Consider the following 13,489-nt stretch of genomic DNA (forward strand, 5'->3'; position numbering starts at 1 on the left):
TCGTCGGGGGCGGCGCCGCGGCCGGGGTCGTCCTGCTGCACGACCGCGGGGACGACGGCGGGCGGAGCGACGACAAGAGCGCGACCACGGCGAGCCCGACCGCGCCGACCCCGCCGTCCTCGGCGCCGCCCGCCGCGCAGGACTCCCAGGAGTCCGCCGATGCGTCCGCGCAGGAGCCCTCCGCGTCCGCACCGGACGGCGGCGAGCCCACCGGCCCGCAGGACGTGCCCGACGGCTACCACCGGGTCGTCGACGAGAAGGGCTTCTCCTTCGTCGTCCCCGAGGCCTGGTACCGCCAGGGCGTCAAGAACGGCAGCCAGATCACGTACGCGGGCGGCACCGGCCTGGAGGGCTACCTCGTCGGCGTCATCCCGGACGCGGGCTACACCTCGTACGCGAACACGCTCAAGATGGAGCAGCACCTCGAGGACGAGGGGACGAAGAAGGACTACCGGCGCGTCGAGCTGGCGCGGAACACCTTCCACGGCCGCGACGGGGCCCGGTGGGAGTACACGTACGAGGACGCGGCGGGGACCACGATCCACTGCGTCGACCAGTCGTACGTGGCCGCCGACGGCACCGAGTACGCGATCCTGCTCACCGCCCGGGACACGGAGTGGGACTCCGCGCAGGAGATGTACCGGATCGCGCTCGACTCGTGGCGGCTCACGGACACGGACTGAACGACGTCTCGGGCTCGGGCAGTTCGCGCCGCAGCCCACCGCCCCGCGGGCCCGGCTCGCGGGGCATCCGCACGCCCGCACCGCCGCCGCCCTCGCCCTCCCCGAAGTCGAACCAGACGGTGACGACGGCGTCCCGGGGCACCTCGACGCCGGGCGGCGGGTACTGCCGCACGACGTGGTCCACGGCGGCCGCCCCGAGATCGGGGCGGTCCCCGGCCGCGAGCCGCAGCCCGTACGCGACGGCCTCGGCCTGTGCGTCGACCGCCATCAGGCCGACCAGCTTCGGCACATGGACCTCGGGAGGCCCCGCGTCTCTCGGTGTTCTCGCTCTCCACGGCACAGCTGTCACCTCCAGGAGGTAACCCGCACCGTAGCCCCGCTCCGGGGCCGCCGGAAGAGGAGCCACCCGTCCGGCGGCCCCCGCTCCCGCTCCGGCGGGACCGTGTCTAGAACACCAGTCGGAAGCAGTGCCCGCGGCGCCCGGTCGGCGTCACGAACGTCTCCGCCAGCTCCATGCCGAGCCGCTGGGTGACCGCGATCGAGCGGGTGTTGTCCGCGTCGACCATCGCGACGACGCTCGGCACCCCGGCCGCCTCGACCCGCTCCAGGGTCCCGCGCGCCGCGGCCGTCGCGTACCCCCGCCCCCAGTGGGCGCGGCCCAGCCGCCAGCCGATCTCGATCTCCCCGACCGGCCCCCAGGTCCGCTCCCAGGGCTGCGCCCCGGTGAACCCGATGACCTCACCCGCCTCGTCCGTCATCGTCCACAGGCAGAACCCGCGTTCGGCGTCGTGCCGCCGCTGCCGGGCGGTCAGCTCCTCGTAGACGGACAGCTCCGCGGAGGCACCGCCGTGGAACTCCATGACGTCCGGGTCGTCGAACACCCGGTGCCAGGCGAACGCGTCCTCGTGGGTGGGCACGCGCAGCGCCACGGCGGGCAGGACTCGAGTCATGTGCTGGCCCTTCGCTGGGTGATCGGATCCGCTGAATAGACTGCCCATGTCCGTGCCGGACGGCACACCGTTTTCGACCCTTGGGGAGAACCCGCCGTGACCGAGCAGCCCACACCCCTCTCCAAGCCCCTCTCCGAGCACAGCGCGGACGTCATCGTCGTCGGCGCCGGCCCGGCGGGCTCGGCCACCGCCTACCACCTGGCGAAGGCGGGCCTGGACGTCCTGCTCCTGGAGAAGACGGCGTTCCCGCGCGAGAAGGTCTGCGGCGACGGCCTGACCCCGCGCGCCACCAAGCAGCTCGTGGCGATGGGCATCGACATCTCCGAGGAGGCGGGCTGGCTGCGCAACAAGGGCCTGCGCATCATCGGCGGCGGTGTCCGCCTCCAGCTGGACTGGCCCGACCTGGCGTCCTACCCGGACTACGGACTGGTCCGCAAGCGCGACGACTTCGACGAGCAGCTCGCGCGGCAGGCGCAGAAGGCCGGCGCCCGCCTGTACGAGCGGTGCAACGTGGGCGCCCCGATCACCGACGAGCGCACCGGCCGCATCACGGGCGTGCAGGCCAAGCTGGGCGAGGAGAAGACGCCGACCACCTTCCACGCCCCGCTGGTCGTCGCCGCCGACGGCAACTCGACGCGTCTGTCGCTCGGCATGGGCCTGCACCGCCGCGAGGACCGCCCGATGGGCGTCGCGGTCCGCACGTACTTCACCTCGCCCCGGCACGACGACGACTACCTGGAGTCCTGGCTGGAGCTGTGGGACCGGCGCGGCCCCGGCGAGGACCGGCTGCTGCCCGGCTACGGCTGGATCTTCGGCATGGGGGACGGCACGTCCAACGTGGGCCTCGGCATCCTCAACTCCTCCAAGGCCTTCCGCGAGCTGGACTGGCGCGAGGTCCTCAAGGCGTGGTGCGCCTCGATGCCGGAGGACTGGGGCTACACCCCGGAGAACATGACGACGCCGATCCGCGGCGCCGCCCTGCCGATGGCGTTCAACCGCCAGCCGCACTACACCAAGGGCCTGCTCCTGGTCGGTGACGCGGGCGGCCTCGTCAACCCGTTCAACGGCGAGGGCATCGCGTACGCCATGGAGTCCGGCCAGATCGCGGCCGACGTCATCGTGCAGGCGCACGCCCGCGCCACCGACGCCCAGCGCGAACTGGCCCTCCAGCGCTACCCGAAGGTCCTCAAGGACACCTACGGCGGCTACTACACGCTGGGCCGCGCCTTCGTGAAGATGATCGGCAACCCGAAGGTCATGAAGATCGCGACGCAGCGCGGCCTGACCCACCCGGTGCTGATGAAGTTCACGCTGAAGATGCTGGCGAACCTGACCGACCCGACCGGCGGCGACGCGATGGACCGCATCATCAACGGCCTGAGCAAGGTGGCCCCGAAGGCCTGATTTGTTCTCCCGGGCCGCTCGGGCGCAGGCTGGACCCATGATTCTCATCGTCGTGAAGTTCACCGCCAAGCCCGAGCACGCCGACTCCTGGCTGGAGCGCACCGCGCCGTTCACCGCCGCGACCCGCGCCGAGGAGGGCAACCTCTTCTTCGAGTGGTCCCGCAGCGTCGAGGACCCGCACCAGTTCGTCCTGGTCGAGGGCTTCCGGGACGCCGACGCGGGCGCCGCTCACGTCGGTTCCGCCCACTTCACGGCGGGACTCGAGGCGATGGCCCCGCTGATCGCCCGCACTCCGGAGATCATCAACGCCGACATCCCGAACGAGGGCTGGGGTCCGATGGGCGAGCTGGCCCCGCAGTCCTGACCCGGGACGCCCGCCGCGCTGTGTGTGTTCTGTGATGCTCTTGTGACGGTGTAGGGGGCAACGGTCCGCCGTCGTGCGAGGTCGTAGGGGTGAGCCGAGGCCGGCTCGCCCCTACGACTTCGACAAGAGAGCGTTGATGAGACGTCACTTCCGCAGAGCCGCCTCCCGCGCGGCTCTCACGCTCGCCGCGGCCGCCGCACTCACCACCGGGTTCGGAGCCCTGCCCGGGGCCGTCGCCGACGACGCCCCGCTGACCGTCGCCATCACCGGCGAGAACCGCGTCGACCTGTCCCTCCAGGGTGACAACGGAGACCGGAGCGAACCGCAGCTCACGCTGCGCCTCGCCGCACCCGGCAGCGACGAGCCCGGCGACGACGGTGTCATCCCCGTCGTCCACCGCGGCGACTACACGATCAAGATCGACGCGACCGGTCTCGACGGCGTCGCCTCCGTGAAGCTGCCCTGCGCCGCCAAGGGTCTGACCGCCGAGTGCACGGGCAGCGAGATCAACGCGGGCGCGGACTACAACAAGCTCGGAGGCATCCGTCTCGACCTCGGCAGCCAGAGCGCCGCCGGGGACTTCGGCACCATCAAGGTCACCGGCGAGGGCGAGGGCGTCACCTTCACCCCGCTGACCGTCGAGGTCCTGGTGGGCGGCCCCGAGTTCCTCGGGCACAAGCTGTCCGAGCCGAAGGGCTTCGCCGCGGGCGACACCTACGACGCCCCCGTCGGCTTCCGCAACGTGGGCGGCCTGGCCGCCGAGGGCGCCGTGCTCCGCTTCCACGGCTCACGGGGCGTCGACTTCCCGGACAGCGCGGGCAACTGCGCGTACAAGAAGACGGCCGACGGCCCGCTCCTGCACCGGGGCACGGACGCGATCTGCACCTTCCCGGGGACGTACGCCGCGGGCACCGCGTACGGTCTCGTGGACCCGCTGCGCGTGCACACCGCCGACTTCGCCCTGCTCGACATCTTCTCCTACAGCTTCTCCGCGGTCTCCCCGGACAAGGCGAAGGCCCTCAAGGCCGCCGACGGCTACGTGCCGGGCACGGGCGCGCCGCTGGCGCTCGAGAAGGTCCAGGGTGCCGCCTCCGGCTACACCCGCTACACGGACCTGGACTTTCCGACCACCAACACCTACGACCTGGCCCTGACCGGCGCCTCCGTCCGGGGCGAGGCGGGCGACACGGTCAAGGCCGACATCGGCTTCCGCAACGACGGGCCGGGCTGGCTCAGCGCGCAGCGCTCCGGCGGCGAGCCGATCGGCTTCACGGTGCGGATCCCCGAGGGCGCGAAGGTCACCAAGGCGCCGAGCCGCTGCAACGCCACCACGATCGACGAGGGCGTGAAGGGCTACCTGTGCTGGGTGAGCACGCCGCTCCTGGAGGACGCGAAGCTGACGTTCCCGTTCGAGCTGCGCATCGACAAGGTCGTGAAGAACGCCAGGGCCGCGGTGGAGATCCCGAAGTGGGACAACCCGAACGAGCCGAACCAAGCGAACAACAAGGCATGGATCGTGCTGAACAGCACGGAATCCGGGCAGAGCGCGGGCGGCGGTTCCGGTGCGCCGGGTTCGTCCGACGGCGGGGCGTCCGCGAGCCCCTCGGGCGGCGCGGGTGACGGTGCGTCCGGTTCGTCCGACGGGTCCGGTTCGTCCGACGGTGCGTCGGGTGACGCGGGGTCGGACGGCTCCGGCGGCGGACTCGCGCTGACCGGTGCGGGCGGCGTGCTGCTCGCCGGAGGGGCCGCGGTGCTCGCGCTGGGCCTGGGCGCCGCCGTCGTGCTCGTCGTGCGCCGCAGGGCCGCCTGAGCGCGGCCGGCCGCACACGGCGAAGGCCGCCGCTCCCCGGGCAGGGGAGCGGCGGCCTTCGCCGTACCGGTGGTGCGATGACTCAGAGGACGCGGACCGCGCCGCTCGCCGGGTAGCCGGACAGGTCCTGGATGACGACGCCCTTGGAGGGGTTCGCGGCGTCCAGGTACTGGCCGTTGCCGATGTAGACGCCCACGTGGTACGCGGAACCCTTGCCGCCCCAGTAGAGGATGTCGCCGACCTGGAGGTTGGACGTGCCGACCTCGGTGCCGGACATCGACTGGTCCTGGGAGACGCGCGGCAGGTCGACGCCGGCCTGGCGGAACGCGGCCTGCACGAGGCTGGAGCAGTCCCACGAGTTCGGGCCCGTGGCACCCATGACGTAGGCGTCGCCGAGCTGGGCCTTCAGGAAGCCGATGACGGCGCCGACGGAGCCGCTGGCGGGCGCGGGGGCGTCGGAGGTGGCGGAGGCGGTGGAGAGCGTCGTGCGCTCGGCGGAGCGGGACGCCTTCTCGGCGGCCTCGCGCTCGGCCTTCGCCTTGGCGGCGGCCTCGGCCTTCTTCTTGGCCTCCGCCTTCTTCTCGGCGGCGAGCTGGTCCTTCTTCGCCTGGTCCGAGGCCTTGGAGAACGCCTCGTCGCGCTCCGCCTGGAGCTGGTAGTTCGCCGCGGCCTGCTGGGTGGCGTCCGCGGACTCGGCGACCTGCGTGGCGAGGTCGGCGGTCAGCGTGGGCAGCTCGATGGTCTGCGTCACGGGCTCGGCAGCGTTCGCCGCACCGGACGCACCAGCCACTGCCAGGGTGCTGAGGACGCCACCGGTAACTCCGGCGCGCAGGGCCAGCTTCGAGGCGCTGCGGCGGGGCTTCCGGTGGCTGGGTATGTGAGCGGTGTGGGACATGAGTACAACCGCTATCAGGGCTTCACGGTTCCCTTCAAGAAACGTGTGGTGCGCCACAGTTGTGAAACCGAGACGTGAATCCCGGGCGCGGCGGCCCTTATTGACGCCGTAACGGGCAATACGGACAGCCCTGCGCACCGCTGTGATCACGGCGTTTCTTTGATACGTCCGAATTGCCCGGCGCTTACCACTCGTTGACACCGTTGGCCAAGCCCGGTTTCCGAGCCGTTACCTGGTGCGTGACGCAGGTCACACAGAAGCCTCCAAGGGGTAGGGGCGCGTCCACTTCCGTCCCCCCTCGTCCCTCCGATGTGTGAACGCGGGTCACTATCAGCCAGTCGCGTCCAGCGCCAATTTGCGCCTCGCGCGCAGCTCTTGATAGTGCGCCGAGGCTTCTACCAGCAGTAACGCGGCAAGTTGTCACCTCTGGTGATCACTCAGGTGCTTCGCGTGTGAAGATCACCGCTCATCCGACTTCATGATCCTTCGTCAGGTGGTGGAGATCACAAACGAGTTGGCGCACCCCGTGTCGCAGATCACAGGAGACCGGGCATAGGATGCGGGACACGTCGGGCTTGTGACCTGCTTCACATGTAAGCGATCTTCGGATTTTTTACCTGGGGGAGGCGGGGTGCGGGTCCGCTGCAACCGCCAGCAGTCAGTGCCGACTGAGAGGAGCGAGGAGCGGTGAACGCGTATGCGCCCATCCTCGTACTGGGAGCCCTCGGGGCAGGCTTTGCGATCTTCTCCGTGGTCATGGCCACGCTTATCGGTCCAAAGCGGTACAACCGGGCAAAGCTCGAAGCGTACGAGTGCGGCATCGAGCCCACCCCCACGCCGGCCGGCGGCGGGCGCTTCCCCATCAAGTACTACCTGACGGCGATGCTCTTCATCGTCTTCGACATCGAGATCGTCTTCCTCTACCCCTGGGCCGTCTCCTTCGACGCCCTGGGGCTTTTCGGGCTCGTGGAGATGCTGCTCTTCGTGCTCACCGTCTTCGTCGCCTACGCGTACGTGTGGCGGCGCGGCGGCCTGGAATGGGACTGAGCCCCGTACAGGGGAGGACAGGAGCCACAGAGCTATGGGACTCGAAGAAAAGCTGCCGAGCGGATTCCTTCTGACGACCGTCGAGCAGGCCGCGGGGTGGGTGCGCAAGTCGTCCGTCTTCCCCGCCACGTTCGGCCTCGCGTGCTGCGCCATCGAGATGATGACGACCGGCGCGGGCCGCTACGACCTGGCGCGGTTCGGCATGGAGGTGTTCCGCGGATCGCCCCGCCAGGCGGACCTGATGATCGTCGCCGGACGCGTGAGCCAGAAGATGGCCCCCGTCCTGCGCCAGGTCTACGACCAGATGCCCAACCCCAAGTGGGTCATCTCCATGGGGGTCTGCGCCTCGTCGGGCGGGATGTTCAACAACTACGCGATCGTGCAGGGCGTCGACCACGTCGTGCCGGTGGACATCTACCTGCCCGGCTGCCCGCCCCGGCCCGAGATGCTGATGGACGCGATCCTCAAGCTCCATCAGAAGATCCAGACCTCCAAGCTCGGCGTGAACGCCGAGGAGGCGGCCCGCGAGGCGGAGGAAGCGGCGCTCAAGGCGCTCCCGACGATCGAGATGAAGGGGCTGCTGCGGTGAGCGGCGAGAACGACGGGGTGAACCCCGAGAAGGACCTCGGCGCCTCCAACCTGCCGGGGCAGCGAGGCGACCAGGGCGAGGAGATCCGCGTCCAGCGCGGCATGTTCGGCGCTGACAAGGGTGGCGATACGTCGGGTTACGGAGGACTTGTCCGCTCGATCCGGCTGCCCGGCGAGGCCGTCCGCCCCTACGGCGGATGGTTCGACGAGGTGGCCGACGAGCTGGAGGGCGCCCTGGAGGAACAGGGCCTCGTCCCCGAGAACGCCATCGACAAGACGGTCGTCGACCGCGGCGAGCTCACCTTCCACATCGAGCGCGAGCACCTGGAGCGCGTGGCCCGCACCCTGCGCGACGACCCGGCGCTCCGCTTCGAGCTGTGCACCGGCGTCAGCGCCGTGCACTACCCGGGCGACAAGGGCCGCGAGCTGCACTGCGTCTACCACCTGCGCTCGCTGACCCACGGCCGGCTGATCCGCCTCGAGGTCTCGGCGCCCGACGCGGACCCGCACGTCCCGTCCCTCGTCGCCGTGTATCCCACGAACGACTGGCACGAGCGCGAGGCCTACGACTTCTTCGGCATCGTCTTCGACGGCCACCCCGCGCTGACCCGGATCATGATGCCGGACGACTGGCAGGGCTTCCCGCAGCGCAAGGACTACCCGCTCGGCGGCATCCCCGTCGAGTACAAGGGCGCCCAGATCCCGGCTCCGGACCAGCGGAGGTCGTACTCGTGACAACCCCTTCTTCTGCCTCCTCGCGCGAGACCACCGAGGGGACCGTCTACACGGTCACCGGCGGCGACTGGGACGAGGTCGCCCAGTCCGCGGTCAAGTCCGACGACGAGCGCATCATCGTCAACATGGGTCCCCAGCACCCCTCCACGCACGGCGTGCTGCGGCTGATCCTGGAGATCGACGGCGAGACGGTGACCGAGGCCCGCTGCGGCATCGGCTACCTGCACACCGGCATCGAGAAGAACCTCGAGTACCGCACGTGGACGCAGGGCACCACGTTCGTGACCCGCATGGACTACCTGACGCCGTTCTACAACGAGACGGCGTACTGCCTCGCCGTCGAGAAGCTCCTCGGCATCACGGACGAGATCCCCGACCGGGCGTCGGTCATCCGCGTGCTGCTCATGGAGCTCAACCGGATGTCCTCGCACCTCGTCGCCATCGCCACGGGCGGCATGGAGCTCGGCGCCACGACGATCATGATCTACGGCTTCCGCGATCGTGAACTCGTTCTCGACATCTACGAGCTCATCACCGGCCTGCGCATGAACCACGCGTTCGTCCGGCCCGGCGGCCTCGCCCAGGACCTGCCGCCCGGCTCGGTGGACCAGCTGCGCGAGTTCGTGAAGAAGATGAAGAAGAACCTGCCCGAGTACGACAAGCTCGCCACGGGCAACCCCATCTTCAAGGCCCGCATGCAGGACGTCGGCTACCTCGACCTGGCCGGCTGCATGGCCCTCGGCGCCACCGGACCGATCCTGCGCTCGGCGGGCCTGCCGCACGACCTGCGCAAGACCGACCCGTACTGCGGCTACGAGAACTACGACTTCGAGATCCCGACCGCCGACACCTGCGACTCCTACGGGCGCTTCCTGATCCGCCTGGAGGAGATGCGCCAGTCGCTGCACATCGTCGAGCAGTGCCTGGACCGGCTCGAGCCCGGGCCGGTGATGGTCGGCGACAAGAAGATCGCCTGGCCCGCCCAGCTGGCCCTCGGCCCCGACGGCCTCGGCAACTCGCTCGACCACATCAAGAACATCATGGGCACCTCCATGGAGGCCCTCATCCACCACTTCAAGCTGGTGACCGAGGGCTTCCGCGTCCCGCCGGGACAGGCGTACGCCGCCGTGGAGTCGCCCAAGGGCGAGCTCGGGGTGCACGCCGTGTCCGACGGCGGCACCCGCCCCTTCCGGGTCCACTTCCGCGACCCGTCCTTCACCAACCTGCAGGCCATGGCGGCGATGTGCGAGGGCGGCCAGGTCGCCGACGTCATCGTCGCCGTCGCCTCCATCGACCCCGTGATGGGAGGCGTCGACCGGTGACCACCAGTTCTGCCGAATCCGCAGGGCAGGGCGTCAGCCTGGGCATGCCCCAACTGCCCGCGCCCGCTTACCCGGACGACGTCCGCACCCGCCTGGAGGCGGACGCGCGCGAGATCATCGCCCGCTACCCCGGCTCCCGCTCGGCGCTCCTTCCGCTGCTGCACCTCGTGCAGTCCGAGGAAGGGCACGTCACGCGCACCGGCATGCAGTTCTGTGCGGACATGCTCGACCTCACCACCGCCGAGGTCACCGCCGTCGCGACCTTCTACACGATGTACCGCAGGAAGCCGAGCGGCGACTACCAGGTCGGCGTCTGCACCAACACCCTGTGTGCGGTCATGGGCGGCGACGCCATCTTCGAGACGCTCCAGGAGCACCTCGGCGTCGGCAACAACGGCACCACCGAGGACGGCAAGATCACCCTCGAGCACATCGAGTGCAACGCCGCTTGTGATTTCGCTCCCGTGGTGATGGTCAACTGGGAGTTCTTCGACAACCAGACGCCCGAGTCCGCCACCCGACTCGTCGACGACCTGCGCACCGGCACCGAGGTGTCGCCCACCCGCGGCGCCCCGCTGTGCACCTTCAAGGAGACCGCGCGCATCCTCGCCGGCTTCCCCGACCCGCGCGAAGGCGCCGTCGAGGCCGGCGGCAGCGCCGGACCCGCCTCGCTCGTGGGCCTGCGCCTGGCCAAGGGGGAGACCCCGCCCGCGCGCGTCGTCCACCCGCGCACCGCGGCCGTGGAGGGCGAACCGCCCCACGAGCCGTCGCCCACCGACCACCTCAGCTCGCACGACGCGCCGCAGGACACCTCGGCCTCCGACCCCGCGCACCCCGCGGGTCCGACCGCCGAGGAGGGGGAGTGATGACCTTGGCAGCCGAGATCGAGAACAACGACACCAGCCCGGAGAAGCTGCTCTCGCCGGTCCTGTCGTCCTTCTGGGACGAGGACCGCGCCTGGTCCCTGGACGTCTACCGCCGGCACGAAGGGTACGAGGGCCTGCGCAAGGCCCTCGCGATGGCGCCGGACGACCTCATCGCGTACGTGAAGGACGCGGGCCTGCGCGGCCGCGGCGGCGCCGGCTTCCCCACCGGGATGAAGTGGCAGTTCATCCCGCAGGGCGACGGCAAGCCGCACTACCTCGTCGTCAACGCGGACGAGTCGGAGCCGGGCACCTGCAAGGACATCCCGCTCCTGTACGCCAACCCGCACAGCCTCATCGAAGGCATCGTGATCGCCTGCTACGCGATCCGCTCGGAGCACGCCTTCATCTACCTGCGCGGCGAGGTAGTCCCCGTCCTGCGGCGGCTGCACGAGGCCGTCCGCGAGGCGTACGACGCCGGCTTCCTCGGGGAGAACGTGCTGGGGTCCGGCCTCAACCTCGAACTCACCGTGCACGCGGGCGCCGGCGCGTACATCTGCGGTGAGGAGACCGCACTCCTGGACTCGCTCGAGGGCCGCCGCGGCCAGCCGCGACTGCGACCCCCCTTCCCGGCGGTCGCGGGCCTGTACGCGTGCCCCACTGTCGTGAACAACGTCGAGTCCATCGCCTCGGTTCCCGCGATCGTGAACCGCGGCAAGGACTGGTTCAAGTCGATGGGCAGCGAGAAGTCCCCGGGCTTCACGCTCTACTCGCTCAGCGGCCACGTCGCCTCGCCCGGCCAGTACGAGGCGCCGCTCGGCATCACGCTGCGCCAGCTGCTCGACATGAGCGGCGGCATCCGGCCCGGCCACCGCCTCAAGTTCTGGACGCCGGGCGGCAGTTCCACCCCGATGTTCACCGACGAGCACCTCGACGTGCCCCTGGACTACGAGGGCGTCGGCGCCGCGGGATCGATGCTCGGCACGAAGGCGCTCCAGTGCTTCGACGAGACGACGTGCGTCGTGCGGGCGGTCACCCGCTGGACCGAGTTCTACGCCCACGAGTCCTGCGGCAAGTGCACCCCCTGCCGCGAAGGCACCTACTGGCTCGTGCAGTTGCTGCGCGACATCGAGGCCGGCAAGGGCTCCATGGAGGACCTCGACAAGCTGAACGACATCGCCGACAACATCAACGGCAAGTCGTTCTGCGCCCTCGGCGACGGCGCCGCCTCGCCGATCTTCTCCTCGCTCAAGTACTTCCGCGAGGAGTACGAGCAGCACATCACGGGCAAGGGCTGCCCCTTCGACCCGGCCAAGTCGACCCTCTGGGCCGACCAGCACCGCACGGAGGTGAACGCATGACTGTCACCACAGGCGCTCCCTCCGGGGGCGGCGCGGCGGCCGTACCGCCCGAGGACGTGGTCACCCTCACCATCGACGGCATCGAGATCAGCGTCCCCAAGGGAACCCTGGTCATCCGCGCCGCCGAACTGCTGGGCATCGAGATCCCGCGCTTCTGCGACCACCCGCTCCTGGACCCGGCCGGCGCCTGCCGCCAGTGCATCGTGGAGGTGGAGGGCCAGCGCAAGCCGATGGCCTCCTGCACCATCACCTGCACCGACGGCATGGTCGTCAAGAGCCAGCTCTCCTCCCCGGTCGCCGAGAAGGCACAGAAGGGGGTCATGGAGCTGCTGCTCATCAACCACCCCCTGGACTGCCCCGTCTGCGACAAGGGCGGCGAGTGCCCCCTGCAGAACCAGGCGATGTCGCACGGCCAGGCCGACTCCCGCTTCGAGGGGAAGAAGCGGACCTACGAGAAGCCGGTCGCGATCTCCACGCAGGTGCTGCTCGACCGCGAGCGGTGCGTCCTGTGCGCCCGCTGCACCCGCTTCTCGAACCAGGTGGCGGGCGACCCGATGATCGAGCTGATCGAGCGCGGCGCGCTCCAGCAGGTCGGCACCGGCGAGGGCGACCCCTTCGAGTCGTACTTCTCCGGGAACACCATCCAGATCTGCCCCGTCGGCGCGCTGACCTCGGCGGCGTACCGATTCCGCTCCCGGCCCTTCGACCTCGTCTCCTCGCCGTCGGTGTGCGAGCACTGCGCGGGCGGCTGCGCCACCCGCACCGACCACCGTCGCGGCAAGGTCATGCGCCGTCTCGCGGCCGACGACCCGGAGGTCAACGAGGAGTGGGTGTGCGACAAGGGCCGCTTCGGCTTCCGGTACGCACAGAAGCCCGACCGGCTCACCACCCCGCAGGTCCGCGACGCCGAGACCGGTGAACTGCGGGCCGCGTCCTGGCCGGAGGCCCTGGAGACCGCCGCGCGCGGGCTCACCGGGGCCCGCGGCCGGGCCGGCGTCCTCACCGGCGGCCGGCTCACCGTCGAGGACGCCTACGCGTACAGCAAGTTCGCCCGGGTCGCGCTCGGCACGAACGACATCGACTTCCGCGCGCGCGTGCACAGCGCCGAGGAGTCCGACTTCCTGGCCGCGCGCGTCGCGGGCCGGGGCCGGGACCTCGACGGCACCGGGGTCACGTACACGAAGCTGGAGCAGGCGCCCGCCGTGCTGCTCGTCGGCCTCGAGTCCGAGGAGGAGGCCCCCGGCGTCTTCCTCAAGCTCCGCAAGGCCTGGCGCAAGCACGGCCAGCGGGTCTTCTCGCTCGCCACGCACACCACGCGCGGACTGGAGAAGGCGGGCGGCACGCTGCTGCCGGCCGCGCCCGGCACCGAGACCGAGTGGCTGGACGCGCTCGCGTCCGGCGTCGGCCTGGAGACGGACGGGGCGGCCGCCGCCGAGGCGCTGCGCTCCGAGGGCGCGGTCATCGCCG

At 70.5% G+C, this 13,489-nt stretch carries 13 protein-coding genes and 1 pseudogene; 11 read left to right on the forward strand and 3 right to left on the reverse strand.

Annotation, left to right across the window (positions count from 1 at the left end):
- Positions 1 to 683: pseudogene (locus tag GTW43_RS11030) on the forward strand (alanine and proline-rich secreted protein Apa); the annotation flags it as partial.
- Here GTW43_RS11030 and GTW43_RS11035 read toward each other — a convergent pair.
- Both GTW43_RS11035 and GTW43_RS11040 read right to left on the reverse strand, forming a co-directional pair.
- Positions 667 to 972 (reverse strand): PASTA domain-containing protein, encoded by a 306-nt coding sequence (locus GTW43_RS11035; protein ID WP_343245966.1) that lies wholly within the window; start codon positions 970 to 972, stop codon positions 667 to 669. The pseudogene GTW43_RS11030 and the gene GTW43_RS11035 sit on opposite strands and share 17 nt — an antisense overlap.
- Before the next feature lie 157 nt (positions 973 to 1,129).
- Positions 1,130 to 1,633 (reverse strand): GNAT family N-acetyltransferase, encoded by a 504-nt coding sequence (locus GTW43_RS11040; RefSeq protein ID WP_161301476.1) that lies wholly within the window; start codon positions 1,631 to 1,633, stop codon positions 1,130 to 1,132.
- Positions 1,634 to 1,729: 96 nt separating this feature from the next.
- On the opposite strand from GTW43_RS11040, the gene GTW43_RS11045 reads away from it, so the two are divergent.
- The 3 genes from GTW43_RS11045 to GTW43_RS11055 all read left to right on the forward strand — a co-directional run bounded on the left by GTW43_RS11045 (position 1,730) and on the right by GTW43_RS11055 (position 5,211).
- Positions 1,730 to 3,037: a geranylgeranyl reductase family protein gene (locus GTW43_RS11045; protein ID WP_161301477.1), complete on the forward strand. Its 1,308-nt coding sequence runs from the start codon at positions 1,730 to 1,732 to the stop codon at positions 3,035 to 3,037.
- Between the two features lie 37 nt (positions 3,038 to 3,074).
- Complete coding sequence (locus tag GTW43_RS11050; RefSeq protein WP_161301478.1) at positions 3,075 to 3,401, forward strand: putative quinol monooxygenase; 327 nt, start codon at positions 3,075 to 3,077, stop codon at positions 3,399 to 3,401.
- Positions 3,402 to 3,537: 136 nt separating this feature from the next.
- The gene (locus GTW43_RS11055) at positions 3,538 to 5,211 is read left to right on the forward strand and encodes a hypothetical protein (protein ID WP_161301479.1); all 1,674 of its coding nucleotides are present in this window, start codon (positions 3,538 to 3,540) and stop codon (positions 5,209 to 5,211) included.
- Between the two features lie 82 nt (positions 5,212 to 5,293).
- Here the strand turns inward: GTW43_RS11055 and GTW43_RS11060 are convergent, their stop codons facing one another.
- Positions 5,294 to 6,106, reverse strand: coding sequence for a C40 family peptidase (locus GTW43_RS11060; RefSeq protein ID WP_161301480.1), 813 nt, complete (start codon positions 6,104 to 6,106; stop codon positions 5,294 to 5,296).
- A 687-nt stretch (positions 6,107 to 6,793) separates the two neighbouring features.
- On the opposite strand from GTW43_RS11060, the gene GTW43_RS11065 reads away from it, so the two are divergent.
- From GTW43_RS11065 to GTW43_RS11095, 7 genes are all read left to right on the forward strand, one after another.
- Positions 6,794 to 7,153 (forward strand): NADH-quinone oxidoreductase subunit A, encoded by a 360-nt coding sequence (locus GTW43_RS11065; RefSeq protein WP_003956195.1) that lies wholly within the window; start codon positions 6,794 to 6,796, stop codon positions 7,151 to 7,153.
- 34 nt (positions 7,154 to 7,187) lie between these two features.
- Entirely contained in the window at positions 7,188 to 7,742 is a 555-nt protein-coding gene (locus GTW43_RS11070) for an NADH-quinone oxidoreductase subunit B (protein ID WP_016640165.1), read from the forward strand.
- Positions 7,739 to 8,476 (forward strand): NADH-quinone oxidoreductase subunit C, encoded by a 738-nt coding sequence (locus GTW43_RS11075; RefSeq protein ID WP_161301481.1) that lies wholly within the window; start codon positions 7,739 to 7,741, stop codon positions 8,474 to 8,476. Before GTW43_RS11070 ends, GTW43_RS11075 begins: the two co-directional genes overlap by 4 nt.
- On the forward strand, positions 8,473 to 9,798 hold the full coding sequence (locus GTW43_RS11080; protein WP_161301482.1) for an NADH-quinone oxidoreductase subunit D: 1,326 nt from the start codon (positions 8,473 to 8,475) through the stop codon (positions 9,796 to 9,798). The genes GTW43_RS11075 and GTW43_RS11080 overlap by 4 nt, the downstream gene beginning before the upstream one ends.
- Positions 9,795 to 10,664, forward strand: a complete 870-nt coding sequence (nuoE, locus tag GTW43_RS11085) for an NADH-quinone oxidoreductase subunit NuoE (RefSeq protein ID WP_161301483.1) — start codon at positions 9,795 to 9,797, stop codon at positions 10,662 to 10,664. Before GTW43_RS11080 ends, nuoE begins: the two co-directional genes overlap by 4 nt.
- The gene (nuoF, locus tag GTW43_RS11090) at positions 10,664 to 12,022 is read left to right on the forward strand and encodes an NADH-quinone oxidoreductase subunit NuoF (protein ID WP_161301484.1); all 1,359 of its coding nucleotides are present in this window, start codon (positions 10,664 to 10,666) and stop codon (positions 12,020 to 12,022) included. The genes nuoE and nuoF overlap by 1 nt, the downstream gene beginning before the upstream one ends.
- Positions 12,019 to 13,489 (forward strand): NADH-quinone oxidoreductase subunit G (locus GTW43_RS11095; RefSeq protein ID WP_161301485.1); only part of this gene is annotated, 1,471 nt, incomplete at its 3' end. The genes nuoF and GTW43_RS11095, both read left to right, overlap by 4 nt.

This window comes from Streptomyces sp. SID5785 (assembly GCF_009870065.1).
In the GTDB taxonomy this organism is placed as follows: Bacteria; Actinomycetota; Actinomycetes; order Streptomycetales; family Streptomycetaceae; genus Streptomyces.

What these genes read in the sequence shown, in the direction of transcription:
- GTW43_RS11040 (WP_161301476.1), bottom strand. Translation starts at nt 1,633, where the DNA reads ATGACTCGAGTCCTGCCCGCCGTGGCGCTGCGCGTGCCCACCCACGAG.
- GTW43_RS11050 (WP_161301478.1), top strand. Translation starts at nt 3,075, where the DNA reads ATGATTCTCATCGTCGTGAAGTTCACCGCCAAGCCCGAGCACGCCGAC.
- GTW43_RS11055 (WP_161301479.1), top strand. Translation starts at nt 3,538, where the DNA reads ATGAGACGTCACTTCCGCAGAGCCGCCTCCCGCGCGGCTCTCACGCTC.
- GTW43_RS11060 (WP_161301480.1), bottom strand. Translation starts at nt 6,106, where the DNA reads ATGTCCCACACCGCTCACATACCCAGCCACCGGAAGCCCCGCCGCAGC.
- GTW43_RS11070 (WP_016640165.1), top strand. Translation starts at nt 7,188, where the DNA reads ATGGGACTCGAAGAAAAGCTGCCGAGCGGATTCCTTCTGACGACCGTC.
- nuoF (WP_161301484.1), top strand. Translation starts at nt 10,664, where the DNA reads ATGACCTTGGCAGCCGAGATCGAGAACAACGACACCAGCCCGGAGAAG.